Genomic DNA, 23375 nt, shown 5'->3' with positions numbered 1-23375 from the left:
GCGTCATGGGTTTGCGATATTCCTGCTATCAGCATCGCATCGAGACACGATAAGCCGCAGGAGAGACGCGACATGAGCCTGAAATTCGGAACAAGCGGGCTTCGTGGCCTTGCCATCGATCTCGAAGGTCCGGCTGCCGCGCTCTATGCCACGGCCTTTGCGCACTATCTTCTTTCCACCGGTCAGGCAAAGCCCGGCGATACCGTCCTCATCGCCCGGGATTTTCGGCCCTCCAGCCCGGCTATCTCCGCGATCGCCGCAGGTGCCCTTCTGCGGGCCGGCTTGACCGTTCTCGACTGCGGCACCGTGCCAACGCCGGCACTTGCGCTGCATGCGCTGGCCACCCGTTCCGCGGCCCTGATGGTCACGGGGTCGCATATCCCCGCCGACCGCAACGGCATCAAATTCTATCGCCCGGATGGCGAGATCGGCAAGGCCGACGAACAGGCGATCACGGAGGCGGCGGATGCGCTGCGTGCCGGACAGACCACGATCGACGCGACACCTGCCGAGGTGCCGACGATCGAGGCGACGGTGCGCGATCTCTTCATGGCCCGCAATGTGAGCCTTCTGCCGGGTCACGCGCTCTCCGGCCTGAGGATCGGCGTCTACCAGCACTCGACGGTTGCACGCGATCTCTTTGTCGACGTGCTCGTGCATTACGGGGCGGACGTGGTGCCGCTCGGGCGCTCGGAAACCTTCATTCCGGTGGATACCGAAGCGGTCGCTCCGGACACCATCACGGCTCTGCGCGGCTGGGCCGGCGAATACCGCCTCGACGCGATCGTTTCTGCCGACGGCGACGGCGACCGGCCGCTCGTCAGCAACGAAGCCGGAGAACCGGTCCGGGGGGATCTTCTCGGCCTCATCGCGGCCGAATTCCTCGGGGCAACCATCGCCGTGACACCGGTAACATCGAATTCCGGACTGGAGCGGCGAGGCACGACGGACATCCTTCGGACCCGCGTCGGCTCCCCCTTCGTCATCGCCGGCATGGTGGAAGCGGCAGCGGCCGGACATGAGCGCGTGGTCGGCTTCGAGGCGAATGGGGGAACGCTTACGGGGAGCGCGGTGACGGTGAACGGCACCACGCTCGCACCGCTTCCGACACGCGACTGCTTTCTGCCGGTGCTGGCGGTCCTTCATCAGGCCGCTCAGCGTCGCCAGTCGCTTTCCGCCATCGTGAATGGTTACAACCTCCCGATCGCCCTCAGCGACCGTCTGGAGCGGTTTCCGGTGGAAACGAGCCAGGGCTTGATGGCGCATCTCCGGAGCAGCCCTACAGCGCTCGCGGCCTTTCTGAAGCCGCTCGGCATACCGGTGTCCGTCAGCGATATCGACGGCCACAGGATCACGCTGGCAGACGATAGCATCGTCCACCTCCGCCCCTCGGGCAATGCCCCGGAAATGCGCTGCTACGTCGAAGCGGAGACGGAGACGAAGGCTCTTGCTCTGCTGGCAGCCGGCCTTATCCGAATTCGCTCATGGGCCGAAGCCGACAGCATCGGACATGCTGGAGACACCGGCAAGGCGGCAGAATGAAACGTTACCAAAAACAACAACTTGCCTAAGGTGTCGTGAAATCTTCAAAATCGCTGTTGACACCGGACGCCCGGCCTTTTACATCCCCGCTCGTCGCCCAGATGGCGGAATTGGTAGACGCGCCAGCTTCAGGTGCTGGTACCCGAAAGGGTGTGGAGGTTCGAGTCCTCTTCTGGGCACCAAATTCCCAAGGACTACCCATAAAGCCCTGCTCACGCAGGGCTTTTGGCGTTCGGGGATACTGTCGGCGACAGTCCTTCCTTGAGCGATCGATGTTCTGGGGTGCATCGAGGTCATCCGGAGACGTCGGCCTGAGAGAGCGCCTCCGGTCTGCACCGACGGCCAAAAGGTCCTTGGAACGCCGCTTCCGAACTGCTGCCACAAAACCCTTACTTTTCATCGTGCAGAAGTCACGCTTCTCAGGGAGTGATATTTCGCATCTTCTTGAACATGTTTCCATGATTCGCGGCGCATCCGTTTTGCACCTCGGAGGGAACGCGTCGAGCTTATGATCAAGCGAAGGGGGTGTCGTGATGGGGAAGAACGATAACGTTGAAAATTGGGCCGTGCTGCGGGCGCAGCAGATCCTGATGCGGGAAGGCATGGACCTTGCCGTGTCGGCACGCGATGCGAATACGGGGACGGTTCGCGCGAAGGGCAAACTTTTGGCCATGGCGATCGCCGCATCGCTGATGGAGGCGTCCGCCGCATCCGTGCGGGCGGAGGCTGCCTCGTAAGCGCGTCGCGATCTTTCAGATTCGCTTGGCACGCTTTCCGTTTTTGTTTCTCTTCATGTCGTTATCGCAACATCGCGGCCTAGTTTTGCGCGACATGCACGAGATCTAGCGATGTCGAGACCGGCATGACGCATGCTATAGTCCGCCCTCCTGCAGCGGAAGGGAGCCTTCATGTCGTTTCTATCGGATATGGCGCTCGGGCAAACGGAGATTGATGTCGTCTATCGGGCGCTCGATCTCTGGTGTCAGGAAATCGGTGCGCCCATCGACAGTGCGGACGGCCGCGATGTCGCGACCGTGCTGCTCGCTCTTTACAAGACAGGCCATAGGAGCGAGTCGGCGCTACTGGAAGCAATGCGCAGGATCAATCCCGAGGGACCGATCCCCGCATCTCCTTAAAGCATGCCAAGCTCCCGAAGCCGCGGTCCAGTTTCGGGCGACACGCCTTTAGTTATTGGTGACAGGCTTGGAGCGCATGCGCGACACGGTCTCGCGTTCCGCGCGCTTGCAGCGCATGGGCGGCAGTCCGCGATCCATCAGGTCCATATCCTCCAGCACCATGTCGCCCATCTTCTTGAACGCGCTGTCGAGCGCCCCTGCCCTGTGTGCGGACCGCAGAAAACCGGGCAGGCTGCGGACCTTGTGGTCGAGCGCTAGCGGCTCTTCCGGGAAGACGTCGCTGGCAGCGACGATGTGGCCCGCCTCGACGGCGGCCATCAGATCGTCGAAATCCACCACGTTGGCGCGGCTCAGCAGAATGAAGGCTGCGCCCTTCTTCATCTTTGCAAATGCCTGCGCATCAAGGAAATTCTGGTTCTCGCTGGTCACGGCCGCCACGACGAAGATAAAATCGCTCTCGGACAGCACGGTGTCGAGATCCGCCGGAATGACGCCATTGTCCTTCAGGATCGAAGCGGGCAGCCAAGGGTCGAACACGCGCGTGACCGTCCGGAAGCCGGTGAGAACGCGGTTCAGCGCCTTGCCGAGATCACCGAAGCCGATGATGCCGACGTTGGAGCCACTCAAGAGCCTTGCCGTCTGGTTGCCGTCTCCACCCCAAAGTTCACGCCCCTGGCGGAAGTCGAGATCGGCATCGACAAGCCCGCGCGCGATCCCGAGTGCCATGGCGAGGCCCATTTCCGCGACCGGCTCGGCAAACACCTGCCCGGTGGTGACAACATGAATGCCGCGCTCGAACAGCACATCATAGGGCATGTTGTTGATCAGGTTGCTTTCCACGTTGAGGACGCAGCGCAGTTCCGGCATGCGTGCAAGCGTCGCGGAATCAAGCGGCGGCTGGCCGAGCACGTAGCGCGCCGTCCCCAGAAGATCGCCATCCAGGCTTGCGATCGTATCGGCCTCCACCTCCACGACCCGGTATCGGTCGTGCAAAACCCCGAAGGCTTCCGGCGTGAAAATCAGATCGAGCGTTCGCGGCTCGGGCGCGCTGATCACCAGCGGCTTTTCGTTTTCGGACATTCGCATTCCTCCCGCATCCTTCCAGCCCTATCCCACAGAGCGGAGACATGGCCCTCTGCTCCAACCTCTCGCGATTGGAGACGGTCCTCAGTACCAGAGGGAACGCGTGCAGGACATCCGAAGGTTACGTCAATAATTGAAACCGCGAAGCTGCCGGTAATTCGAGGGCGGTAGGCGGGGAGAGACGAATTCGGGGCCGCCGTCGCGGCTGCAGACATTGACCGTGTGGTAGCGCGGCCCACGATTGGGCAGGATATTGCCCTGCGCGCGGTCGATGAGGGCCTGTTCGCAGCGCAGACTGCTGGTGGTGCCGATCGGATCCAGTGGCACGACGCCGGGCAGGCTGTCGAACGTCGCGACCGGCTGTTGCGGCTGTGCAGCAGCCGGAATCGTCATCTCGCCCAGTGCTGCCAGGATGCCGACAAGGAGGATCGACCAGTTTCGCATGCTCGTTCGTCCCATGGCTCACGCCCCACCTTCGCCCATCATATGGCCTTTGAGCGAACGCTATCGCATCGAAGGCGGTTCCGCGTTATACCGCCTGCGCTGTCCACCGGTCGAGGGCAACACGCTCGTGACAGCCCTGACCGTCGATATGGCCGGCAGCCTGCCCATCGGGCAGGATGATGATGTGGGGAATTTCATGCCGAATACAATACGGTTTCACGAAGGTGATATCGCCGCCAAAGACGCAGCCCGCTACAATGGCGCGATCGCGGTCGATACCGAGACGCTCGGCCTTGTGCCGCGTCGCGATCGTCTCTGCCTCGTGCAGCTTTCGCCGGGCGACGGGACGGCCGATATCGTGCAGATCGCGGCAGGGCAGACGTCGGCGCCCAATCTCGTGAGAATGCTCGCCGATCCCGCGCGGCAGAAGATCTTCCATTACGGTCGGTTCGATATCGCCGTGCTCTTCCACACCTTCGGTGTCACCACGACGCCGGTGTTCTGTACGAAGATCGCCTCGCGCCTCTCGCGCACCTATACGGATCGCCACGGTCTGAAGGACAATCTGAAGGAAATGCTGGAGATCGACATCTCCAAGCAGCAGCAGTCGTCCGACTGGGCAGCACCCATTCTGACACCGGCGCAGCTGGACTATGCCGCCTCCGACGTGCTGCACCTGCATGCGCTACGCGACACGCTGAACCAGCGGTTGATACGCGACGGGCGGATCGACCACGCGGAAGCATGTTTTGCCTTTCTGCCCACCCGCGCGAAACTCGACCTGCTCGGCTGGAATGACACGGATATTTTCGCGCATAGCTGACCGGGTGTCGTCACGTCTACGACGGCATGCCCGTCGCCCGGCGCGGCGATGGCTTGATGTCACCGTGCCTGTGCACGGACCTCCTCGAACGACCAGTCCTTCAGCAGGCGGCCGTCCTGCCAGACGGGCCGCAGGTGGTTTTCGCGGCCGGCCAGCGCATCGAGCCGCACGGCCTCGAGGCCTGCCATTCCGGAAACGACGGCCTGGCGACCGGCTTTCGAAGCCTTGACGTTCATCGTGGCCGGGCGCTTCCACACATCGTGCCAGCGGCCGCTCGTGTCCTGTCGCGCATTTGCCTTCATGGCAAAGGCATAGGTATCGCGGTTGACCTTCTGGAGGAGGCCGCCGCCCATGGCGAAGGTCATGTTCTCCGCCGAGTAGCCGAACGCCTCCAGCCGGTTCAGGATCTGGTTCATGTCGGCGAGCGTAATGCCGTCGCCCTGGATCACCCGGACGCAACGGTCGAGAACCTTGAACCCCTTGCGGTTCTGGGTGGCGCCGAAGCGGTAGTCGAGCTGCTGCACCACCTGCACCGGCGTTTCGATCGGGTCGCCGCTATCGGGGCGGATATAGACGGTGGCGCCAGCGGCCTTGACCGTGTCGCGCAGCTGCTTGCCCCAGATGAAGGAAACCGCCTGATTGATGTCGTAGCTGTCGGACACCACGGCAAAGGCGCCGGAGGGCGCGAAGCGGGAGACCATGTTGGCATAGGCATCCGCTTCGCGGTCGCCGCCCCAGGCGGTCATGGTCGAGTGCTCGGAGGCGGGCATGGAGCGCCCGGCCATGGCTGCGCCGTAGCAGCGGCGTGCCGTGAGGACGCCGGACAGCGTATCCGTGCCCGTGAAGTGGACGAGATGGGCGGCACCGCCGATGCCGGCCTGCTCGAAGGCGCCGACGCCGCGGGCGCCGTAATCGAGCAGGCGCGATGGCAGCAGCAGTTCGGGCTCATCGGCCGTGCGCTCCAGCGCGTCGCGCAGCGCCAGCTTCACCTTGCGGACATTGCTGGCCACCGATGAGGGATACCAGACGGCGCGCAGCAGCGCCGTCTCGATATGCGATGTCAGCCACCAGCAGGCAGGGTCCGTGTTGACGACCTGAACCAGCGGTACGCCCCGGCGCGTCAGCGTGCCCTCCGGCAGCGCCTCGATCCTCAGCGGCAGGTAGCCGCCATGCGCGTTGACGATATGCGTCCAGCCGGCACGGTCGAACGGCAGGCCGTGCGCCTTCGCCACCTCCTCGGCCTCGGCAACGTCGCTCATGGTCACCGGGCGGCTCAGCACATCCTTCAGAAAGATCTGGAGACCGAAGAACACCACGTCGATGAGATCGCTTCCGCCGCGCGTTTCGACGTAGGAGGAAATCGCGGCTGTTTCCGGCGGATATTGCAAGAAATGGCTGAGCTTGTAGCTATCGATGTTGAGGATGAGATTTGCCCAGTTCATGGCGTTCGGCCTTCCGTCCATCGCGCGGCATGTCAACCGCAGTCCGGTAACGATATCGTAACCATGTTGCGCTAATCTGGAGACATTCATGCCAAGCCGGCTCTTTTCCCGGCACATGCTGCCTCCAGGTGTATCCTGTCGGGTATGCGCATGACGCGCCCATCGACATCATGACGCTGGCACTTCTGCCGCACCTGAACCCGCCGGCCGGCAGGGCACACCCGTTCCCTGCGTCGCTTTTCAGCAACTGCACCCGGCCGTGGCCGGATTATGGACGGAGACTGCCATGCAGACATCGGCCGCCATTTCCCGGAGTGCCGCCGCAGCGTTGACCGATGGCGGTACGGCAAAGGACCGGCATGCGCTGCCGTCAGCGGCAACGAAGCGGTTCGATGCGATCCTCCACGTTATCGAGATCGTGCTGCGCGACATGGCGAATGCCGATCCGGCAACGCGGGTCGCACTGGCGCGCCTGACCGAAGCCCTGGCCCGGATCGTCGATTTTCCGCCGCAGCCGCAGGAGAGCCTGCGCGACTTCACGCGCCGGCTGGCCGCTCATATGGACGTTCTGTCGACCGCTGCCCGCGCGCTGCTCGAAAAGCAGCTCAACCAGCAGCCGCTGCTCGCGGCCCTGAAGATGCTGGTGGAAACGCTGCGGCCGGCGCTGACGCTCGATCTGCGGATCGACCTGCCGCTCACGCGCGACGGTTTCTGGCATCCCGATCCCGTCTCCGCGCTCTTTCCGGACGAAGATAACCAGCCCGTCTTCCGTCAGCCGACCATCCAGGCGCCGCTTCCGACCCGCATGGCCTTCTCGCAGGCGCCCGGCGTGGCACCCGGTGCGCCGCATCTGCAGCAGGCGCTGGGGCAGGCCTTCTCTCCCGAGACGACGTTGCAGGCGCCCGACGCCCCTGCCCCTGCCCCTGCCCCTGCCCCTCAGACAAACCCCACAGCGGATGCGTCAAATCCGGTCGGCAATCTTTTGCAGACCGCAGACGAACCCGTGCCGGCCTTGCGCGAGGCGGCGGCCTTCCTCGCCTCCGACGCACAGGCGCTCGCGCAGGCCGTGGCCATCGCCAGGGGACACGAAGGCGATGCCCTGCTCGACCTCATCACGGATCATCCCCCGGTCGGAGAGCACCTGACCGACATGGATGTGCCGACGTCGGGGATCGAGACGGGCGAACCCGGCGCGCCGGATATCGCTCAGGATGAGGCAGCCGACGCGCCTTCGAGAAGCTTCGCAATGCCCGAGGATATGCCTGAGCGGCCGGCTCATCTCGCACCGGAGCGTCGCGCACCCATGGCTGTTGTCGCAACGGCGGCAGGCCTGAAGCCAGCGACGGGCGACCAGCTACACCCTGTGAAATCCAGCGCCTTATTGCCCGCCACATCCGCAACAGGCGATGTGACTTCCGAGCATAAAGTGACCGTTCTTGCGACATCTGGCGTCACGGCTGCCAGCACCGGCCAACAGATGCCGATACGGGCTGAGGATGTCAGTGCTCCCCTCAAACCGGATGAAGCCGTAACCGGCCAGCACATGGCCGCTCAACGCTGGATATCCCAAGCCGACGTCTCGATCACTCAATCGATAGCGGCGTCAACCTTACCGGCAACGTCACTTCAGCAAGCACGTGCGGCGGCACAACACATCGCCGAACCGCCCTCCCATGCGTCCGGTCATCCGAACCCGACGCAAGCCGTCGGGTCTCCTCAGGTCCAACCGCAGCTGTCTTCCGGGCGGCCCGATCCTTCCCTTCCCGCGTCTGCCTCGCAGGCATTCTCCGAGCCACACCACACCGCAGGCGGCGCAACACCGCTACAGACGACCCAGACTGCGCCGGCTGCGCCACCCCCGGTGCGAACTGGCGAAGCTGCCGGAACCACGGTGCCCGCTTCCGCCACGACCGCAAGCCGCCTTGCGCCGCAACCGGCGGACGGCGAGACCCTTTTGCCAGGACTTCGCCGGATCGAGGAGACGATCACGTTTCGGGCTCGCCCGATGGCGTCCGACCTGCCGGCAGGACGCGTTCAACAGCAGGGTGCGTCACCTGTACCGTCGCCACCCGTCGAAGACAGTCCGAAGCCCTCCGCTTTGCCGGAGCGCGATGGCCAACGCCTACGTCATCCCGCTGCATCCCTCGACGCGGATCGGAACCGGAGCCCGCAGAGTTCGACCGACTCCATTGCTCCCGGTCTCGATCATCTCGCGCCCAAGGTAGAGATCGCCCTGATCACGACGGGTGTACACGAGGTTGCGAATACGATCGGTCAACTCGATGAATGGGAAACGCTGTTCTACATGCTGTCCGGCAGCCTTGGTGAAAGCTCCGAGGCGCCTTCGCCATCGGACGCCCATCGCCTCCCGGACAATCAGCAGGATGCCGCCAGTCCGCGCCCGCCTGGAAGCCGCAGCGTCGAATCCGACCTTCTGACGGTGATCGACGAGGATCGCCCCGCGCAGGCACGCGTTCCCCACGTGCCGGTGGAGGATGCGATCCCTGCATCGCTTCTGCCACGGGGAATGGAGGCCATCATCGCCCGCGAAGCGATCGGCTATGCGTTCGCCCCTTATCTCCCCGTCACCGATTCCGGCAGCGTTGACGTCGAGGAGGAAGAGCCCCGTCGCCAGCGCCGCGAGAACGAGGCCGAACTTTCCGGAGGCGAGGACGAAAGCGGGCGACGCGGTTCCGGCTCGTCCTCAAAGCATGACGAGGCGTCTCCTGCCGAACCGGCTAGCGACGAGGATGGCGAACGTCATGACGCCTACGATCTCTACCAGCGCCTTTCGGACCTTGCCTGACCTAGGGATACGAGGTCCGCGCCGGTTGGAATCACGCGCTGGTTAGAATCACATGCAAAAAGCCCGCGGCGATATCTCGCCGCGGGCTTTTCTGTTTCAAACCATGTTCGACCGACTGTCGAACCGGGCAATGATTACTCGTTGCCGCCACGGTTCTTGAGGGCTGCGCCCAGGATGTCGCCGAGCGACGCACCGCTGTCGGACGAACCGAACTGTGCGACGGCTTCCTTCTCTTCGGCGATTTCCAGCGCCTTGATCGAAAGCATGACCTTGCGGTCCTTCTTGGAGAAGTTCGTGACGCGGGCGTCTACGGTCTGGCCGACCGAGAAACGCTCGGGACGCTGCTCGTCACGGTCGCGCGACAGGTCGGCACGACGGATGAACGAGGTGATGTCCTCGTGGTTGACGAGACGAACTTCGAGGCCACCGTCGTTGACGGCAATGACTTCGCACGAAACGACGGCGTTCTTGCGCAGTTCGCCGGACGTGGCGGCTTCGCCGACCGCATCCTTGCCGAGCTGCTTGATGCCGAGCGAGATGCGCTCCTTGTCGACGTCCACATCGAGAACGACGGCCTTGACCATATCGCCCTTGTTGTATTCCTCGATGACCTGCTCGCCCGGACGGTTCCAGTCGAGATCCGACAGGTGCACCATGCCGTCGACGTCGCCGTCGAGGCCGATGAACAGGCCGAATTCGGTTTTGTTCTTGACTTCGCCTTCAACTTCCGTGCCAGCCGGATGGCTGTGCGCAAAAGCCTGCCACGGGTTCTCGAGCGTCTGCTTGAGGCCGAGCGAAATGCGGCGCTTGGTCGGATCGACTTCGAGAACGACAACGTCGACTTCCTGCGTCGTGGACAGGATCTTGCCGGGATGGACGTTCTTCTTGGTCCAGGACATTTCCGAGATGTGGATCAGGCCTTCGATGCCCGGCTCCAGCTCGACGAATGCACCGTAGTCGGTGATGTTGGTGACGGTACCGGAGATCTTCTTGCCGACCGGGTACTTCGCACCGATGCCATCCCAAGGATCGCTCTCGAGCTGCTTCATGCCGAGCGAGATACGGTGGGTTTCCTGGTTGATGCGGATGATCTGAACCTTGACCTGCTGGCCGATGTTCAGGATCTCGGACGGATGGTTGACGCGGCGCCATGCCATGTCCGTCACGTGCAGCAGACCATCGATGCCGCCGAGGTCAACGAACGCACCGTAATCGGTGATGTTCTTGACGACGCCGTCAACAACCTGGCCTTCTTCGAGGTTCTGAACGATTTCAGAACGCTGCTCGGCACGGGACTCTTCCAGAACCGTACGACGCGAAACCACGATGTTGCCGCGGCGCTTGTCCATCTTGAGGATTTCGAAGGGCTGCGGGTTGTGCATCAGCGGGGTAACGTCGCGGATCGGGCGGATATCGACCTGGCTGCGCGGCAGGAAGGCAACGGCACCGTCCAGATCGACGGTGAAACCGCCCTTGACCTGGTTGAAGATGACGCCTTCGACGCGTTCGCCGGCTTCGAACTTCACTTCCAGACGCATCCAGCTTTCTTCGCGGCGAGCCTTCTCGCGCGACAGAACGGCTTCGCCCAGAGCGTTTTCGATGCGCTCGACATAGACTTCGACTTCATCGCCGACCTTCAGCGTGCCGTCCTTGGCCTTCGCGCCGAATTCCTTCAGGGCGACGCGGCCTTCGACCTTGAGACCGACGTCGACAATGGCGACGTCCTTCTCGATGGCCGTGATCACACCCTTTGTGACGTAGCCTTCGGCCAGATCCTGCTGGGCGAAGGATTCCTGCAGCAACGCTGCGAAATCGTCGCGGGTGGGTTGTGCTTCAGACATGAATACTCCTGGTCGTGCCAGCTGGCACGGGCGCCGGGGGTTTGCGTTGATCATATCCGATGACCCTCCGCTCCCGATTGCCCCATAGGGCATCGTATCGGGAACAATTCCGGCGCGGGGACGGTCGGTTCGGACTGCTAGTGCGCTAACGCGGCGTCGACCACTGACTTCGCCGCTGAAAACGCCGCCTCTATACCCATTTCCGAGGTATCGATCAAGTGCGCGTCTTCGGCGGGGCGCAAGGGGCTGTCGGCGCGGCCCATATCGCGCTCGTCGCGCTTGATGATGTCGGCGAGGACGGCGAGATAATCGGCCGGCACGCCGTGCCCCGTCATTTCGTCGAACCGGCGGCGCGCGCGCACGTCGGGCGACGCCGTGACGAAGAGTTTCACCTGCGCCTGCGGGCAGACGACCGTGCCGATATCGCGCCCGTCGAGCACCGCGCCGGGGTTACGGCCCGAAAATGCCCTCTGCGCCTCGACCAGCGCCCGCCGGACCGCCGGCATCACCGCGATCTTTGACGCGGCTTCGCCGATCTCGTGCGCTGCAAGCACAGAACGGTCGAGCCCGGCAAGATCGACCTTGAACGCCATGGCCTCGGCGACAGCTTCGTTATCCAGCGGCAGAGCGGCATCAAGCAGCGCCTTGGCGGTCGCACGGTAGGTCAGTCCGGTATCCAGATGGTGAAACCCATAGGTTTCGGCGATCCGGCGCGAAAGCGTGCCCTTGCCCGCCGCAGCCGGTCCGTCGATGGCAATAATGAATGTCATGCTTCACCTGAAATGTGGGGGCTCACCTGAAAATGAATATGGTCGTCGTGACGCGCTGCGCGGCATCCCTGAAACCGGACGATCTCGTTCTCCACGCCGAGCATCCTGGCAAGATGGGGCTCAATAAAGATCTTTTCCACACCGAGATCCTGCCCACGCGTCGAAAGCCAGGAAACGGCGGCAGCGGTTCGGGCCTCGTCGAGCGGCAGACGCTTGAACATTGGCTGCAGCACATCGAGATCCCAGCGGAAGCTCAACAGGTCGTGCCGCCCGGCGCAGGGAAGCACGTCGCCGGGCTGCGGCTGTTCGAACGCGAAATAGCCGAGCGGCGAGCGCGTGACGCCGTTGAGCGGTTCGCCGCCCGACGTCCTGTAGTAGAAGGCCACATCGAGTTTCCTGCCGTCATTGTGCGAGAGGTGCGGCAAAAGCGGGAAGCCGCTGAGAAACGGAAAGTTCGCATCGAGCGCCAGCGTTAAGGTACCGGGATAGGTCGCCTCCATGTGGCGCGCGAGGGCGAGCGCAGCCGTTTTCATGGTCGGCGTCACGTAGTTGCGGTTGAGCGCGCAAAAGAGCGGCGACCGGACTGCCAGCGGCATATCCACCTGCCCGCAGGACAATGGCACCCGTCCGAAGACCGGCGCGACAGATTGGGTGAGGACTGTCGCTCCGGCATAGACGACAAGAAACACAGAGAAGGTCGCCACGCCCTTGCGCCACCCGGCAAGACGCGCCAGCCCCAGCGAGACGAGATAGGCAAGGCCTCCAATCTGCGTCAGGGCGGTGAGGACAAGAACCAGCAGGAAGCGCCAGAGGAAGATCATCGTGATTCCGTCGTTATGATACCTTGCGTCGCCCGGCGGGCAGTCCGCCGTCCGACACCGCCTTACAACCCCTTCTCGCGCATGGAAACCGTCACCATTCACGTTTTGGCTTTGACAGTTTCCGCCCTTACGATTAAGGGGACCGGCTAATTCATCTTAGGTTTACCGCCGGCATTCCGGCTGACGCCGGTTCGTCCGGCCGTTCAAGAGGCATCGACAGTGGCAAAAGCGGAACTCGGAACCAAGCGCATCGACCCGGAAACGGGACGCAAGTTCTATGACCTGAACAAGGACCCGATCGTGTCTCCGTACACCGGCAAGTCCTACCCGCTCTCCTTCTTCGAGGAGACATCCGTCGCCAAGGTCATGGAAAAGGCTGCGGCCGAGGAAGAGGACGTCGCCGAAGTCGACACCGAGAACCCGGAAGTCGAACTCGTCTCCCTGGAAGAGGCCGACGAGGGTGCGAACGGCGACGACATCCCGGATCTGGGCGATGACGAAGTCGAGATCGACAATGACGACGACGACACCTTCCTCGAGGAAGACGAAGACGACGACAATGACGGCCTGTCCGACCTGATCGGCGTCAACGACGACGACGACGAAGTCTGATCATCTTCATCTTCGAATGTTTCGAGGCCTGCCTTTCCCATGAGAGGCAGGCCTTTCTTTTGGCCCGCGACAGAGCTTTTTCGTCGGGATTTCAACAAAATATCGATGCCACCAATTTTATGGCTTGCCATCTCCGGGAAGCGGAAGTAATAAGCCGCACCTGCCCGGCACGAAGCGCCCGGCGGTACCCGGAACCGGCCTTGCCGGACCCTTTATGGGGCTATAGCTCAGCTGGGAGAGCGCTTGCATGGCATGCAAGAGGTCAGCGGTTCGATCCCGCTTAGCTCCACCAAATCTTCTCAGATACGAATATCCTGACACTCTTCAGCGCTTCACCGTGCCCTCATAGCGAAAGCTCGATCCAGACCGGCGCGTGGTCGCTGGTCTTGGCCCATCCCCGAACGTGACGGTCGACGCCGCAGGCGGTGAGGTGGGGTGCGAGATCGGGGCTGAGGAGGCAATGGTCGATGCGCAGGCCGGCATCGCGGGCGAAGGCGTTGCGGAGATATTTCCAGAAGGTGAAGATCTGCTCGTCGGGGTGCAGCGCGCGGACGGCATCTGTCCAGCCGGTTTCAACGAGGTCGCGATAGGCTTTACGGACCTCGGGGCGGAAGAGCGCGTCGTCCTGCCAGCGGGCGGGGTTGTAGACGTCGCGATCCGTGGGCATGACGTTGAAGTCGCCGATAAGTGCGGCCGGCATGCCGAACTCCAGAAGCGTTTCGCCATAGTGCGTTAGTGACTTAAACCAATCCAGCTTTCGGGTGAATTTTGGTCCGGGATACGGATTGCCGTTCGGTGCATAGAGGCAACCGACGATCACACCACCGGCGATGGCTTCGATGTAACGGCTCTCGTCCTCATCCGTGCGATCGGGAATGCCGCGCCGTGTAAGAACGGGCACGGCATCGCGCGCAAGAATGGCGACACCATTCCACGCTTTCTGGCCATGCCAGACGGCGCCATAGCCTGCTTTTTCCAGAGCCTTCTTGGGAAATCTGGCCTGTGGGGCTTTTAGTTCTTGCAAGCATACAATGTCTGGACGGCTCTCCTTCAGCCAGCGTAGAAGGATGTCGAGCCGGCCGTTGATACCGTTAACGTTGTAGGTCGCAACCCGCATGTACTGCCTCCGCTCCCGAGCCGATGCGGCCTGCCCATAAGAAGGTAGGCCATCGAGTCCGAAGCGTCAGTCGCCATGTCGGCCGCCATGCCGGTCGCCCTTGTCACCCTCTCCAGGCTTCGCCGTCGTCTTCGCATCATGGCGTGCGTCGGCAGACAGCGAGCGGCTGACATCGACACTTTCCTCGAAACGGCCTTCCTCGTCGCGGCGGACATAGCGCTTGTCCTTACCCGTATCGATCAATTCCCGCTTTGACATGGTCTTTTCCTCTTGGCGAACGATACCGGGATAACGCAAGATCCATCAAAAGGATGCGTCTAGGGCTCTGCCACGGGACGCGCATCGCATGGCTACGCATCAAGAGTGGGGTGGTGCCAGACCAGCGCGCTTGGGCCATGCAGACAAACGGTGCAGGACGAAGAGGGATCAGATGGGGACTTGGAAAGTCTCCTCCAGAAACTGAAAAGCCTGCCGCGGGAGGAGGTGCGGCAGGCTTTCCAAAAGAACCGAACAGCGGCTGGGAGGAGGAGTGCCGCTATTCCTACAGGGGTCCGGGGAGGAGGATCGGAGCCCTGAAACTCGAAGAACGCGGGAGGAGGTGCGTGCTTCGATGAGGAGATCATACGCGAAAGCGGAAGATCCGAAAGTCGTGATATTGCAGTGCAGCTATGCAGCATGAGCATATCACTCGAAATCTGCCGAAGATATTGACCAAATCTTCATCGTTTCCAAAGCAGCTCTCGTACCTCCACATATAAAGGTCCCAGATCTAAGGATCTATGTGCCCTCGGTGCAGCGTTGGCGGGGCCTGCATATCGCCAAGCTTTCGACATTCGAGACAATGGCACGTGTCAATCCTCGAACATGACGATCTGCTTGCGTGCCAAAAAGAGTAGCGGACCCGGGCGGAAAACGTTATCGCTTGCTAACCAGAAGTGCCGTGAGCGCGCAGCCGCAACCCTGTGGGAAACTCATTGCTCTTTCTGAAAAATCATACATTCTCGCGCAAACGAGAATTCAGCCGGTATTTCTGCAGGAGCGACTATGAACGCGAAGGCCCCCCATGCGATCGATATTTACGTCGGAGGTCGTGTTCGTGCGCGCCGGCTTATCCTCGGGATGAGCCAGACTGCGCTGGGCGACCGGCTGGGCATTACCTTCCAGCAGATCCAGAAGTATGAGAAGGGCGTGAACCGGATGGGCGCGAGCCGGCTGCAGGCCGCCGCCGATATTCTGAGCGTGCCGATCAGCTACTTCTTTCAGGACAATCCGAGCGACCAGACCCGGCCGGAGGCCGCGGATTTCGACGCGGTCAATGCGTTTCTGTCCACGCGCGAGGGCCTTTCGCTCAACAAGGCGTTCTCCTCCATCAAGAGCCCCGACATCCGCAAGACGGTCGTTGCCCTCGTGACGTCGCTGGCGCAGGGCGAAGAGGCTGCCGCCCGGCAGCCCGCGGATGCTCCCGCCGCGCAGGCTTCCGCCAACGCCTCCTGATGTCACCGCTGCGGCTGCAGACCTTCGGCAACCTGGCCTTGAAAACGGCGTGCGGCGAAGACCTCGCCTTTCCGCAGAAGGCCTTGTTGCTCGTTTGCATGCTGCGCCTGGGAGACCGTCCCGTCCTGCGACGGGACGAAGCCTCGGCCCTACTCTGGCCGGAAGCCGGCCGCGAGGCGCAGCACATCAACCTGCGCAAGATGGTCTCGCGCATCCGCAAGGCGCAGCTTGCCTATCGCAGCGTGATTCTCGATATCGACGACGCATCCATCACGCTGGGTGACGACGGACAGCGCCTGGCCATCGACGCTGCCTGTTTCCGGCGAGACGACACGTCGCTCGAAACCATGCTCGCGCTGTTTCGGGAACGCTTCCTCGGCGGCAAGCTGCCGGACGGCCCCCTGCGCCGCTGGGCCGATCTGCAGATCGATACGCAGTATCACGTCCTGCGCGAGCGGCTGCTTTCCCTGCCTGGCGAGGCCTCTGCCAGGCCGGATACCGCGGCGATGCGGGAAGCAGCCTTTCTGCTCCTCGAGCGCAATGTGCATGACGAGCCGGTGCGAGCCCTTCTCGAAGATAATGCGCCCTCGGCACGGCAGGCGATGCTCTCGACCGCCGACGGGCAGGCCTCGACGCCGACCCTAAGAGCAACGATCACGCCTGCAAGCACACCATCGGACACGCGCCTGCCCGTCTACGCCCAGGTCGTGCCGCGCGTGCAACGCGCGCTGACGGTGACGGCATCGCTGCCGAGACTGGCGCTCTTGCCGCCAGCCTTGCGAGCCGGCGCATCGCGGACACTCACCGGGACGGTCGCCGCCCTGATCGACGACATCGCCATCAGCCTCTGCACCCTGCGCAACATCTCGATCGTCGCGCCCCACACCGCCAAGCGGATCCAGGAAAGCAACGACAAGATCGCCATGCTGGAAACACATGCCGTCTCCTATCTCGTGGATACGACACTCTGTGCGGAAGGCCTGATGGTCCAGATCATCTTCGTTCCGCTCGATCGGGTCATCTGGGCGCAGCGCTTCGACCTCGACGTTCCCTTTTCCTCGCACCGCAAGGTGATCGCCACGATCATCGCGGACAGCATCGCGACGGAACTGCAGCGCAATCAGAATCCCCTGGTCGAATACGAACATCACCCCGATGCCTATCGCGCCTATCTCTCTGGTGCCCGCCAGACGAAGGATCTCTCCCTGCCCTCTATTCGCGGTGCACGCCGCGGCTTTCGCGAGGCGCTTCAGTATCGGCGGGACTTTGCACCAAGCTTTGTCGGGCTCGCGCGCACCTATTCGCTGGAGTGGGTCCTGACGGCGCGCGGCGACAAGGGCCTTCTCCACAAGGCAGAGGATCATGCCCGGCTCGCCATCGAGCAGGATCCCGAAAGTGCTGCCGGCTACAAGGAACTCGGCGTTGCCAAGCTCTATCTCGGCGACCTCGACGAGAGCCTCGAGGCCCTGGCGCGCGCGGAAGCCCTGAGCCCGCATTACGCGGATGCGATCTACAGCTATGCCGACTCGCTCGTTCATGCCTCGCGGCCAGACGAGGGCCTGCGCAAGATAAAGCGGGCGATCGAGCTCAATCCGCTGAGCCCGGACGATTACTTCTGGAGTGCGGCGGGTGCGAGCTACTTCGTCGGCCATTATCAGGATGCCATCGATTATATCGGCAGAATGGCCCACCAGTCATCTGCCGACCGCCTGAGAGCGGCCGCCTTCGCCATGCTCGGAGACATCGCAACGGCGCGGCGATACCGGCGCAAGGACCGCGAAGCCAACCCGCATTTCGACCTCGATCGTTGGCTGTCGGTTCTACCGATACGCGAAACCTGGCAGAAAGAGCTTTACCGTGAAGGTCTTTCAAGGGCAGGATATTAACGGCAGAATCGCCTGTCGATCCTGCCGGGACCGTCGCTGCCGCACTCAACCTCAGGCCGCAGCCGGTTGTCTTTTCATTCTCGCCACGAAGGAAATCGCATGTCCAAAACTGTCGTTTTCGGCTTTCCCGGGGATAGCCAGCTCTATGTCGCCGATGTCGAGGCGGGCACTGTAAAGCCGCTTGAGGACACGGACGGTCGAGCGGGCGAACTGCGCTCGTCCAGCGCGCCATTCATCCGCGGCGTGGACTTCGCCGTCGCGCTCGATCCGGCCGACAAGGCCTTCTCAGGCCTCTTCGACTGACGCCATTGCGCCTTCAAAGCTTCGCCAGACAGTGCACCGCGGCCGAGACCTTCGACCGCGTTTCACCTTTCCTTGCCGATTTCGGCATCACGCGGGTGGCGCGGCATACCTCGCTCGACCGCATCGGCATTCCCGTCTGGTGCGCCTACACGCCCAATGCCAAATCCATCGTCGTGGCGCAGGGCAAGGGTGCGACGGATGCGGATGCACGGACATCCGCCGTCATGGAAGCGCTGGAACGTGCGGTGGCCTGCGATCCCGCTGTTGCGGTGCTCAAAACGAGCATGGCGGACCTGACGCGTCGCGGACAGGCTTTTCATGCGCTGGCGGGATTGGTGGCATCCGGCCATGATCCGCTTTCGGCAGACGAGGAGACGGACTGGGTCGCGGGACAGGATCTTGTCAGCGGGGAGACGATCTTCGTGCCCTGGCAGGCCGTTGTCCTCGACCGGACGATCCGGGACAGTCGCTACTGGCAATCCTCCGACGGGCTTGCCTCCGGCAACACGGTGGAGGAGGCGATCCTTCATGGGCTGATGGAGCGCGTGGAGCGCGATGCACATGCGCTCTGGCAGTTGCGCCCCCTGATGGCGCGACAGGCGACCTGCGTGGACCCTGCCGGTTTCGACTGCCCGGCCATCCACGAGCTGGAACGCCGAATCGCGGATGCGGGGCTGACGCTGCGTCTGTTCGACGTGACCGGCGACCTCGACATTCCCTGCTTTTCCGCGTTCCTCGGCCCTTTCCGAACGTCCTTCTCGGGGCGGCTGCGGCATGTGGACGTGACGTTTGGATGCGGCGCGCACCCCCTGCCCCGGCAGGCAGCCCTCCGCGCCATGACGGAAAGCGCCCAGTCGCGCCTGACCTATATCAGCGGTGCGCGGGACGACGTGTTTCCCGCCGACTACGACCGACCCTTGGCCGACAGCACCCGACAAGCCATGATGGCGGCGCCCGGCACACGGGAGGTTCCCGACCGGCCTGCGTGCACGCCCGAGACCCTGCTCGATCATCTCCATGCGCGGCGGGCCGGCCCGATGATCGCGGTGCGGCTCTCCCGCCCCGACCTTCCCTTTGCCGTCGTCAAGGTTCTCGCACCCGCGCTCGAAAATCCCGAGGGGAAGCGGAGGCAGCGATACGGGACGCGCGCGCTCCGCCAGGCACTGACACAATGATGAGGCGAGCATGAAGGTTCTGTTCATCGGGCCGACGCTGCCGGATGCCGCGCGGGTCGCGCCCGGCCTCGACATCCGACCGCCGGCGATCCAGGGCGATCTCTATCGCGCCGTGCGCGATGGCGCCGCCGCGATCGGTCTGGTCGATGGCGGGTTCGAATATACGGCGCCGGTCTGGCACAAGGAGATCCTCTACGCATTGTCCGAGGGCGTCGCGGTCTTCGGTGCGGCCAGCATGGGTGCGCTCCGGGCTGCGGAGTGTCGTGCCTTCGGAATGGTCGGCGTCGGCACCATTGCGCAGGCCTATGCCGATGGCACGCTGGTGGACGATGCCGATGTGGCGCAGCTTCACGCGCCCGCGGAGCTGGGGTGGGTGAGCCTCACCGAACCCCTGGTCAATATTCTCGCCACGCTGCAGCTGCCCGATCTACCGGCCGGGCTTACACCGAACATCTGCAACCGGATCGAGGCGGCGGCACGGCAGCTGCATTTCAAGGACCGGACTTGGGCGACCATCGCGGATCGCGTCACGCTGCAGGACATGACGCTTCGCAAGCGGCTCGAAGCCGAACTGAAGGCCTGTGCGCACAACAGGAAGCGTGATGACGCCCTGCTACTCATCGCCGCCATGAAAGCGCATGACGTCGGACGGTCGCGCGAAAAGCCCGACTGGGTTTTCCAGGAGACGACGCTCTGGCGGGACCTCATGAACCGCGAAAATGCGAAACGTCTAATGTCTTGAAGAACTTTCACGGGCTTGTGACAGGTCACGCTTTGCATGTCACGGCTGTGTCACGCGCGTTTTCCTGCGTCAGTCGCTACAGTTCTTCCGGGACAACGGAACGGCTTGGAACATGACACTCAGCAATCCCCACGCGAAACATATCGACGTCGCTCACGCAGAGCGAGACCCTCAGGAAGTCCGGGCCCTCGCCCGACTGATCCTGTTCGCCCGGCAGAATGCGATCGATCTCAATATGGAAGATGCGGTGCTTTGCCTCGATCTCGCTTTGCGCTCCGTACTTCAGGAAGGCGACAGCACCTTCGATGGTCTCACCTTCCCCGATTCGAGCCTGCAGAGGCTCCGCGCGCATTAATTCCCACTATGGCTTCGTCTTTGTCCGGTTAAGAACGGACTTGTCTGGCCAGGTCAGAGGCCGGCGCGGCGGCGCAGGCGGGCTTCCAGCGCCGAGAGACCGTCGTAGATGAGCACGGCGAGCGCGCCGACGATGAGGCCGCCTTGCAGGATGAAGGCGAGGTTGTTGGACTGGAGGCCGGCGATGATGACCTCGCCAAGGGTCCGCGCTGCAACGGTCGAGCCGATCGTCGCCGTAGCGAGACTGACGGTGATCGACAGTCGGATCCCGGCGAGAATAACGGGTGCTGCCAGCGGAAGCTCCACCCGGAACAGGCGCTGTCTATCCGTCATACCCGCGCCCCGCGCGGCCTCCATCACGGCTGGCGGCAAAGTGGTCAGTGCCGTCAGGGTGTTCTCGAAAATCGGCAGCAAACCATAGAGAAAGAGCGCCACCAGTGTCGGCTTCTCCCCGAAGCCGAGGGCGGGCACCGAAAGCGCGAGCACCGCGACCGGGGGAAAGGTCTGCCCGACATTGACGAGGCTGCGCGACAAAGCGAGAAATTCTGCTCCGAACGGCCGCGTCACAAGAATGGCGAGGGTGACCGCAACCAGAATAGCCGCTGTCGTGGCGATGGCGACAATGCGCAAGTGCAGCAGCGTCAGGTTGAAGAGACTGCCCTGATTGTAGATGGCCGGCGCATTGTCCTGCACCAGCGGCTTCAGGATCGGCTCGAAGATCGAGGGCGCAATGAGGAAGGTAAGAAGCGTGCCGAGCAGCAATGCCCGCAGTGCGAGCGGTATCCATGCTCTTGCCCGCGGACGCGCCGCTGCACGGTCGGCCGTCGTGGGAGAAACCGTCATCGGCGCCTCGCAGCACGCCGGACCAGCCCATCGAGCGTGATCCGGCCGATCGGCTGACCGTCGGCGCCTGTAATCGGTGCGGCATCCCGGCCGCTCCACAGAAGTTCGGCAAGCGCATCGCGCTGGGTCGTCGCTGCGGCGATAGCAGCGCCCTGCGCATCTCCGGGTTCGGCAGCGGCGCCCACTGTGTCGATCGACAGCATGCGGAACGGACGCTCCGTGGCGCCGATCAGGGTCTCGACAAAATCGGTCGCGGGGCGCTCGACCAGCTCGGCCGGCGGGCCGTACTGGACGAGTTCGCCCTTGTCCATGACGGCAATACGGTCTGCGAGGTGGAACGCCTCCTCCATGTCGTGCGTCACGAGGATGATGGTCGTGCCGAGCAGCCGCTGGATCGCCAGCAGATCCTCCTGCGCCTTGGCGCGGATGATCGGATCGAGCGCGCCGAAAGGCTCGTCCATGAGGAGCACGTTCGGCTCTGCCGCGAGCGCACGCGCCACGCCGACACGTTGCTGCTGTCCGCCTGAGAGTTCATGCGGAAAGCGATCTGCAAAGGTATCCGGATCGAGCTGGAACAGCGCCAGCAACTCCGCCACCTTGGCCTTGATGCGCACTGTGTCCCAGCCGAGCAACACGGGCACCGTCGCGATGTTTTCGGCCACCGTGCGATGCGGGAACAGGCCATGGCCCTGGATGGCATAGCCGATGCGGCGGCGCAGCTCGAAACCGGGAACGGAGCGGTTGTCCTCGCCATCAAGGCGGATCGTGCCCGAGGTCGGCTCGACGAGACGGTTGATCATGCGCAGCAACGTCGTCTTGCCGGAGCCGGACGTGCCGACGATCACGGTGACGGTGCGCGGGTTGATGGTCATCGTGACATTGTTGACGACGGTGTTGTCGCCATATCGCTTGGTGATGCCGTCGATCTCGATCATGCGGTCCTGCCTGCGCGGTTGAGCGGCGCGTTGATATCGATGAGGGCATCGAGGATGATGGCGGCGGAAAAGGCCAGAAGCACCGTCGGCACCGCGCCAAGCAGCACAAGATCCATGGCGGTCTGGCCAATGCCCTGGAAGACGAAGACGCCGAAGCCCCCGCCGCCGATCAGCGCCGCGATGGTCGCAAGGCCGATATTCTGCACGAGGACGATGCGGATGCCAGTGAGAATGACCGGCAGGGCCAGCGGAAATTCGACCCGCAGCAGGCGCTGTGCGCCCGTCATGCCGATGCCGCGCGCCGCCTCGTTCGCCTCGCGCGGCACGCCCGCAAGGCCCACCACCGTGTTGGCGACGACGGGCAGCAGCGAATAGAGAAACAACGCCACGAAGGCAGGTGCCGCGCCGATGCCGCGCACGCCGATCGCATAGGCACCGGGAACGTTGACCGCGATCCAGCCGAGCGGCGCGATCAGGATGCCGAACAGCGCGATGGAAGGGATCGTCTGGATGAGATTGAGGACGTTCAGCACCCCGGCCCGCAGCGGCCGCACCCGGTGACAGAGGATGCCGAGCGGCAGGCCGACGACGACCGCGGCAACGAGCGAGCCGATGGCGAGCGTTACATGCTTGGCCGCTTCGTTCCAGAAGACATCCGCCCGGCCGGAATATTCCTTGAGGAGCGACAGCGCGTCCCACCGACCGGAAGCGAGGATGGCGGCGAGCACACCGAGCGTCACGCCCAGCAGGAGCACCCGGACCGCGGGCTTCGGCTTCATGCGCGTGATGGCATCGGCCGCAAGCAGCAGAAAGGCGAAGAGCAGTGTCCAGAAACCGGATGCCGGAGACACCCGCGCATAGGTATTGCCTTCCGGCGTCAGGACGCTTCCCGCCGTGCCGATGAGCAGCATCAGCGCGAGCAGGCCGAGAGCGGCGACAGCGAGCCTGACTGCCGCCGATGTCTTGAGGATGGCGAGCACAGCCGCCACGCCGAGGGCGATCATGAGAGCCGTTCCCCACACGGGCGGCAGGGATTCGAGGATGGAGCGCGGGCTGCCGGGGACGATCCGGTTGGCGCGGAACGTCGCGAACGGCGCAAGGAACGCACCGAGGCCAAGGAGGATGGCGATCAGGACGCCGAGCTTGTCGAAGCGGATGCGCATGCCTCTCCTGACGTTTCGGAAGGATTGCCCGGTGCCGCAAGTG

23 protein-coding genes and 2 tRNA genes are annotated in these 23375 nt (G+C 63.3%); 13 read left to right on the top strand and 12 right to left on the bottom strand.

Annotated features, from left to right (window positions below; translation table 11 throughout):
* Positions 1-72 precede the first annotated feature (72 nt).
* The 4 genes from GA0004734_RS04640 (at position 73) to GA0004734_RS04625 (ending at position 2678) form a co-directional block, all read left to right on the top strand.
* Positions 73-1542, top strand: a complete 1470-nt coding sequence (locus GA0004734_RS04640; RefSeq protein ID WP_092931597.1) for a phosphomannomutase — start codon at positions 73-75, stop codon at positions 1540-1542.
* A 95-nt stretch (positions 1543-1637) separates the two neighbouring features.
* Positions 1638-1724, top strand: a tRNA-Leu gene (locus GA0004734_RS04635).
* Positions 1725-2075: 351 nt separating this feature from the next.
* Positions 2076-2279, top strand: a complete 204-nt coding sequence (locus GA0004734_RS04630) for a hypothetical protein (protein WP_092931595.1) — start codon at positions 2076-2078, stop codon at positions 2277-2279.
* A 171-nt stretch (positions 2280-2450) separates the two neighbouring features.
* On the top strand, positions 2451-2678 hold the full coding sequence (locus GA0004734_RS04625) for a hypothetical protein (protein WP_092931593.1): 228 nt from the start codon (positions 2451-2453) through the stop codon (positions 2676-2678).
* 48 nt (positions 2679-2726) lie between these two features.
* Here the strand turns inward: GA0004734_RS04625 and GA0004734_RS04620 are convergent, their stop codons facing one another.
* Together GA0004734_RS04620 and GA0004734_RS04615 are read right to left on the bottom strand one after the other, a co-directional pair.
* On the bottom strand, positions 2727-3758 hold the full coding sequence (locus GA0004734_RS04620) for a hydroxyacid dehydrogenase (RefSeq protein ID WP_092931591.1): 1032 nt from the start codon (positions 3756-3758) through the stop codon (positions 2727-2729).
* 129 nt (positions 3759-3887) lie between these two features.
* Entirely contained in the window at positions 3888-4220 is a 333-nt protein-coding gene (locus GA0004734_RS04615) for a hypothetical protein (protein WP_139056233.1), read from the bottom strand.
* A gap of 181 nt (positions 4221-4401) precedes the next feature.
* Between GA0004734_RS04615 and GA0004734_RS04610 the strand changes: the two genes are divergently transcribed.
* Positions 4402-5028 (top strand): ribonuclease D, encoded by a 627-nt coding sequence (locus GA0004734_RS04610; protein WP_092935915.1) that lies wholly within the window; start codon positions 4402-4404, stop codon positions 5026-5028.
* Between the two features lie 59 nt (positions 5029-5087).
* On the opposite strand, the gene GA0004734_RS04605 is transcribed toward GA0004734_RS04610, so the two are convergent.
* On the bottom strand, positions 5088-6470 hold the full coding sequence (locus GA0004734_RS04605) for a nicotinate phosphoribosyltransferase (RefSeq protein WP_092931587.1): 1383 nt from the start codon (positions 6468-6470) through the stop codon (positions 5088-5090).
* A 286-nt stretch (positions 6471-6756) separates the two neighbouring features.
* Here GA0004734_RS04605 and GA0004734_RS04600 point away from each other — a divergent pair, with 286 nt between their 5' ends.
* Complete coding sequence (locus GA0004734_RS04600) at positions 6757-9276, top strand: hypothetical protein (protein ID WP_092931585.1); 2520 nt, start codon at positions 6757-6759, stop codon at positions 9274-9276.
* A gap of 134 nt (positions 9277-9410) precedes the next feature.
* Here the strand turns inward: GA0004734_RS04600 and rpsA are convergent, their stop codons facing one another.
* From rpsA to GA0004734_RS04585, 3 genes are all read right to left on the bottom strand, one after another.
* Positions 9411-11117 (bottom strand): 30S ribosomal protein S1, encoded by a 1707-nt coding sequence (gene rpsA, locus GA0004734_RS04595; RefSeq protein WP_092931583.1) that lies wholly within the window; start codon positions 11115-11117, stop codon positions 9411-9413.
* Between the two features lie 137 nt (positions 11118-11254).
* A complete protein-coding gene (gene cmk, locus GA0004734_RS04590) occupies positions 11255-11887 on the bottom strand; it encodes a (d)CMP kinase (protein WP_092931581.1) in 633 nt (210 codons plus the stop codon).
* Entirely contained in the window at positions 11884-12708 is an 825-nt protein-coding gene (locus tag GA0004734_RS04585) for a hypothetical protein (RefSeq protein WP_092931579.1), read from the bottom strand. The genes cmk and GA0004734_RS04585 overlap by 4 nt, the downstream gene beginning before the upstream one ends.
* A 219-nt stretch (positions 12709-12927) precedes the next feature.
* Here GA0004734_RS04585 and GA0004734_RS04580 point away from each other — a divergent pair, with 219 nt between their 5' ends.
* Positions 12928-13320, top strand: coding sequence for a TIGR02300 family protein (locus GA0004734_RS04580; RefSeq protein ID WP_092931577.1), 393 nt, complete (start codon positions 12928-12930; stop codon positions 13318-13320).
* A gap of 216 nt (positions 13321-13536) precedes the next feature.
* Positions 13537-13612, top strand: a tRNA-Ala gene (locus tag GA0004734_RS04575).
* 51 nt (positions 13613-13663) lie between these two features.
* Here GA0004734_RS04575 and xth read toward each other — a convergent pair.
* The gene (gene xth / locus GA0004734_RS04570; protein WP_092931575.1) at positions 13664-14437 is read right to left on the bottom strand and encodes an exodeoxyribonuclease III; all 774 of its coding nucleotides are present in this window, start codon (positions 14435-14437) and stop codon (positions 13664-13666) included.
* Positions 14438-14503: 66 nt separating this feature from the next.
* Positions 14504-14695 (bottom strand): hypothetical protein, encoded by a 192-nt coding sequence (locus GA0004734_RS04565; protein ID WP_092931573.1) that lies wholly within the window; start codon positions 14693-14695, stop codon positions 14504-14506.
* A gap of 786 nt (positions 14696-15481) precedes the next feature.
* Between GA0004734_RS04565 and GA0004734_RS04555 the strand changes: the two genes are divergently transcribed.
* The 5 genes from GA0004734_RS04555 (at position 15482) to GA0004734_RS04535 (ending at position 20037) form a co-directional block, all read left to right on the top strand.
* Entirely contained in the window at positions 15482-15931 is a 450-nt protein-coding gene (locus GA0004734_RS04555; protein WP_092931569.1) for a helix-turn-helix domain-containing protein, read from the top strand.
* 38 nt (positions 15932-15969) lie between these two features.
* A complete protein-coding gene (locus tag GA0004734_RS04550) occupies positions 15970-17817 on the top strand; it encodes a hypothetical protein (RefSeq protein ID WP_139056231.1) in 1848 nt (615 codons plus the stop codon).
* 99 nt (positions 17818-17916) lie between these two features.
* A complete protein-coding gene (locus GA0004734_RS04545; RefSeq protein WP_092931565.1) occupies positions 17917-18120 on the top strand; it encodes a hypothetical protein in 204 nt (67 codons plus the stop codon).
* A gap of 5 nt (positions 18121-18125) precedes the next feature.
* Complete coding sequence (locus tag GA0004734_RS04540) at positions 18126-19295, top strand: YcaO-like family protein (RefSeq protein ID WP_092931563.1); 1170 nt, start codon at positions 18126-18128, stop codon at positions 19293-19295.
* 10 nt (positions 19296-19305) lie between these two features.
* The gene (locus GA0004734_RS04535) at positions 19306-20037 is read left to right on the top strand and encodes a TfuA-like protein (protein ID WP_092931561.1); all 732 of its coding nucleotides are present in this window, start codon (positions 19306-19308) and stop codon (positions 20035-20037) included.
* A gap of 76 nt (positions 20038-20113) precedes the next feature.
* On the opposite strand, the gene GA0004734_RS26270 is transcribed toward GA0004734_RS04535, so the two are convergent.
* Genes GA0004734_RS26270 through GA0004734_RS04515 form a run of 4 tightly spaced genes read right to left on the bottom strand, consistent with a single transcriptional unit; the run spans position 20114 to position 23332 of the window.
* On the bottom strand, positions 20114-20389 hold the full coding sequence (locus GA0004734_RS26270; RefSeq protein WP_092931559.1) for a hypothetical protein: 276 nt from the start codon (positions 20387-20389) through the stop codon (positions 20114-20116).
* A 56-nt stretch (positions 20390-20445) separates the two neighbouring features.
* Positions 20446-21234, bottom strand: coding sequence for an ABC transporter permease (locus GA0004734_RS04525; RefSeq protein ID WP_092931557.1), 789 nt, complete (start codon positions 21232-21234; stop codon positions 20446-20448).
* A complete protein-coding gene (locus GA0004734_RS04520) occupies positions 21231-22169 on the bottom strand; it encodes an ABC transporter ATP-binding protein (RefSeq protein ID WP_092931555.1) in 939 nt (312 codons plus the stop codon). Before GA0004734_RS04520 ends, GA0004734_RS04525 begins: the two co-directional genes overlap by 4 nt.
* The gene (locus tag GA0004734_RS04515) at positions 22166-23332 is read right to left on the bottom strand and encodes an ABC transporter permease (protein WP_092931553.1); all 1167 of its coding nucleotides are present in this window, start codon (positions 23330-23332) and stop codon (positions 22166-22168) included. The genes GA0004734_RS04520 and GA0004734_RS04515 overlap by 4 nt, the downstream gene beginning before the upstream one ends.
* Between the last annotated feature and the right edge of the window lie 43 nt (positions 23333-23375).

This window comes from Rhizobium sp. 9140 (genome assembly GCF_900067135.1).
Taxonomy (GTDB): domain Bacteria; phylum Pseudomonadota; class Alphaproteobacteria; order Rhizobiales; family Rhizobiaceae; genus Ferranicluibacter.
Note: the sequence above shows the minus strand (reverse complement) of the source record. Positions and strands in the feature narration are given on the sequence as shown.

Bases quoted from the DNA above. Each gene is read 5' to 3' on its own strand.
- xth (WP_092931575.1), bottom strand. From the start codon at position 14,437: ATGCGGGTTGCGACCTACAACGTTAACGGTATCAACGGCCGGCTCGAC.
- GA0004734_RS04630 (WP_092931595.1), top strand. From the start codon at position 2,076: ATGGGGAAGAACGATAACGTTGAAAATTGGGCCGTGCTGCGGGCGCAG.
- GA0004734_RS04620 (WP_092931591.1), bottom strand. From the start codon at position 3,758: ATGTCCGAAAACGAAAAGCCGCTGGTGATCAGCGCGCCCGAGCCGCGA.
- GA0004734_RS04640 (WP_092931597.1), top strand. From the start codon at position 73: ATGAGCCTGAAATTCGGAACAAGCGGGCTTCGTGGCCTTGCCATCGAT.
- GA0004734_RS26270 (WP_092931559.1), bottom strand. From the start codon at position 20,389: ATGCGCGCGGAGCCTCTGCAGGCTCGAATCGGGGAAGGTGAGACCATC.
- GA0004734_RS04555 (WP_092931569.1), top strand. From the start codon at position 15,482: ATGAACGCGAAGGCCCCCCATGCGATCGATATTTACGTCGGAGGTCGT.
- cmk (WP_092931581.1), bottom strand. From the start codon at position 11,887: ATGACATTCATTATTGCCATCGACGGACCGGCTGCGGCGGGCAAGGGC.
- GA0004734_RS04585 (WP_092931579.1), bottom strand. From the start codon at position 12,708: ATGATCTTCCTCTGGCGCTTCCTGCTGGTTCTTGTCCTCACCGCCCTG.
- GA0004734_RS04625 (WP_092931593.1), top strand. From the start codon at position 2,451: ATGTCGTTTCTATCGGATATGGCGCTCGGGCAAACGGAGATTGATGTC.
- GA0004734_RS04535 (WP_092931561.1), top strand. From the start codon at position 19,306: ATGAAGGTTCTGTTCATCGGGCCGACGCTGCCGGATGCCGCGCGGGTC.
- GA0004734_RS04565 (WP_092931573.1), bottom strand. From the start codon at position 14,695: ATGTCAAAGCGGGAATTGATCGATACGGGTAAGGACAAGCGCTATGTC.
- GA0004734_RS04520 (WP_092931555.1), bottom strand. From the start codon at position 22,169: ATGATCGAGATCGACGGCATCACCAAGCGATATGGCGACAACACCGTC.
- GA0004734_RS04600 (WP_092931585.1), top strand. From the start codon at position 6,757: ATGCAGACATCGGCCGCCATTTCCCGGAGTGCCGCCGCAGCGTTGACC.
- GA0004734_RS04525 (WP_092931557.1), bottom strand. From the start codon at position 21,234: ATGACGGTTTCTCCCACGACGGCCGACCGTGCAGCGGCGCGTCCGCGG.
- GA0004734_RS04515 (WP_092931553.1), bottom strand. From the start codon at position 23,332: ATGCGCATCCGCTTCGACAAGCTCGGCGTCCTGATCGCCATCCTCCTT.
- GA0004734_RS04545 (WP_092931565.1), top strand. From the start codon at position 17,917: ATGTCCAAAACTGTCGTTTTCGGCTTTCCCGGGGATAGCCAGCTCTAT.
- GA0004734_RS04615 (WP_139056233.1), bottom strand. From the start codon at position 4,220: ATGGGACGAACGAGCATGCGAAACTGGTCGATCCTCCTTGTCGGCATC.
- GA0004734_RS04610 (WP_092935915.1), top strand. From the start codon at position 4,402: ATGCCGAATACAATACGGTTTCACGAAGGTGATATCGCCGCCAAAGAC.
- rpsA (WP_092931583.1), bottom strand. From the start codon at position 11,117: ATGTCTGAAGCACAACCCACCCGCGACGATTTCGCAGCGTTGCTGCAG.
- GA0004734_RS04605 (WP_092931587.1), bottom strand. From the start codon at position 6,470: ATGAACTGGGCAAATCTCATCCTCAACATCGATAGCTACAAGCTCAGC.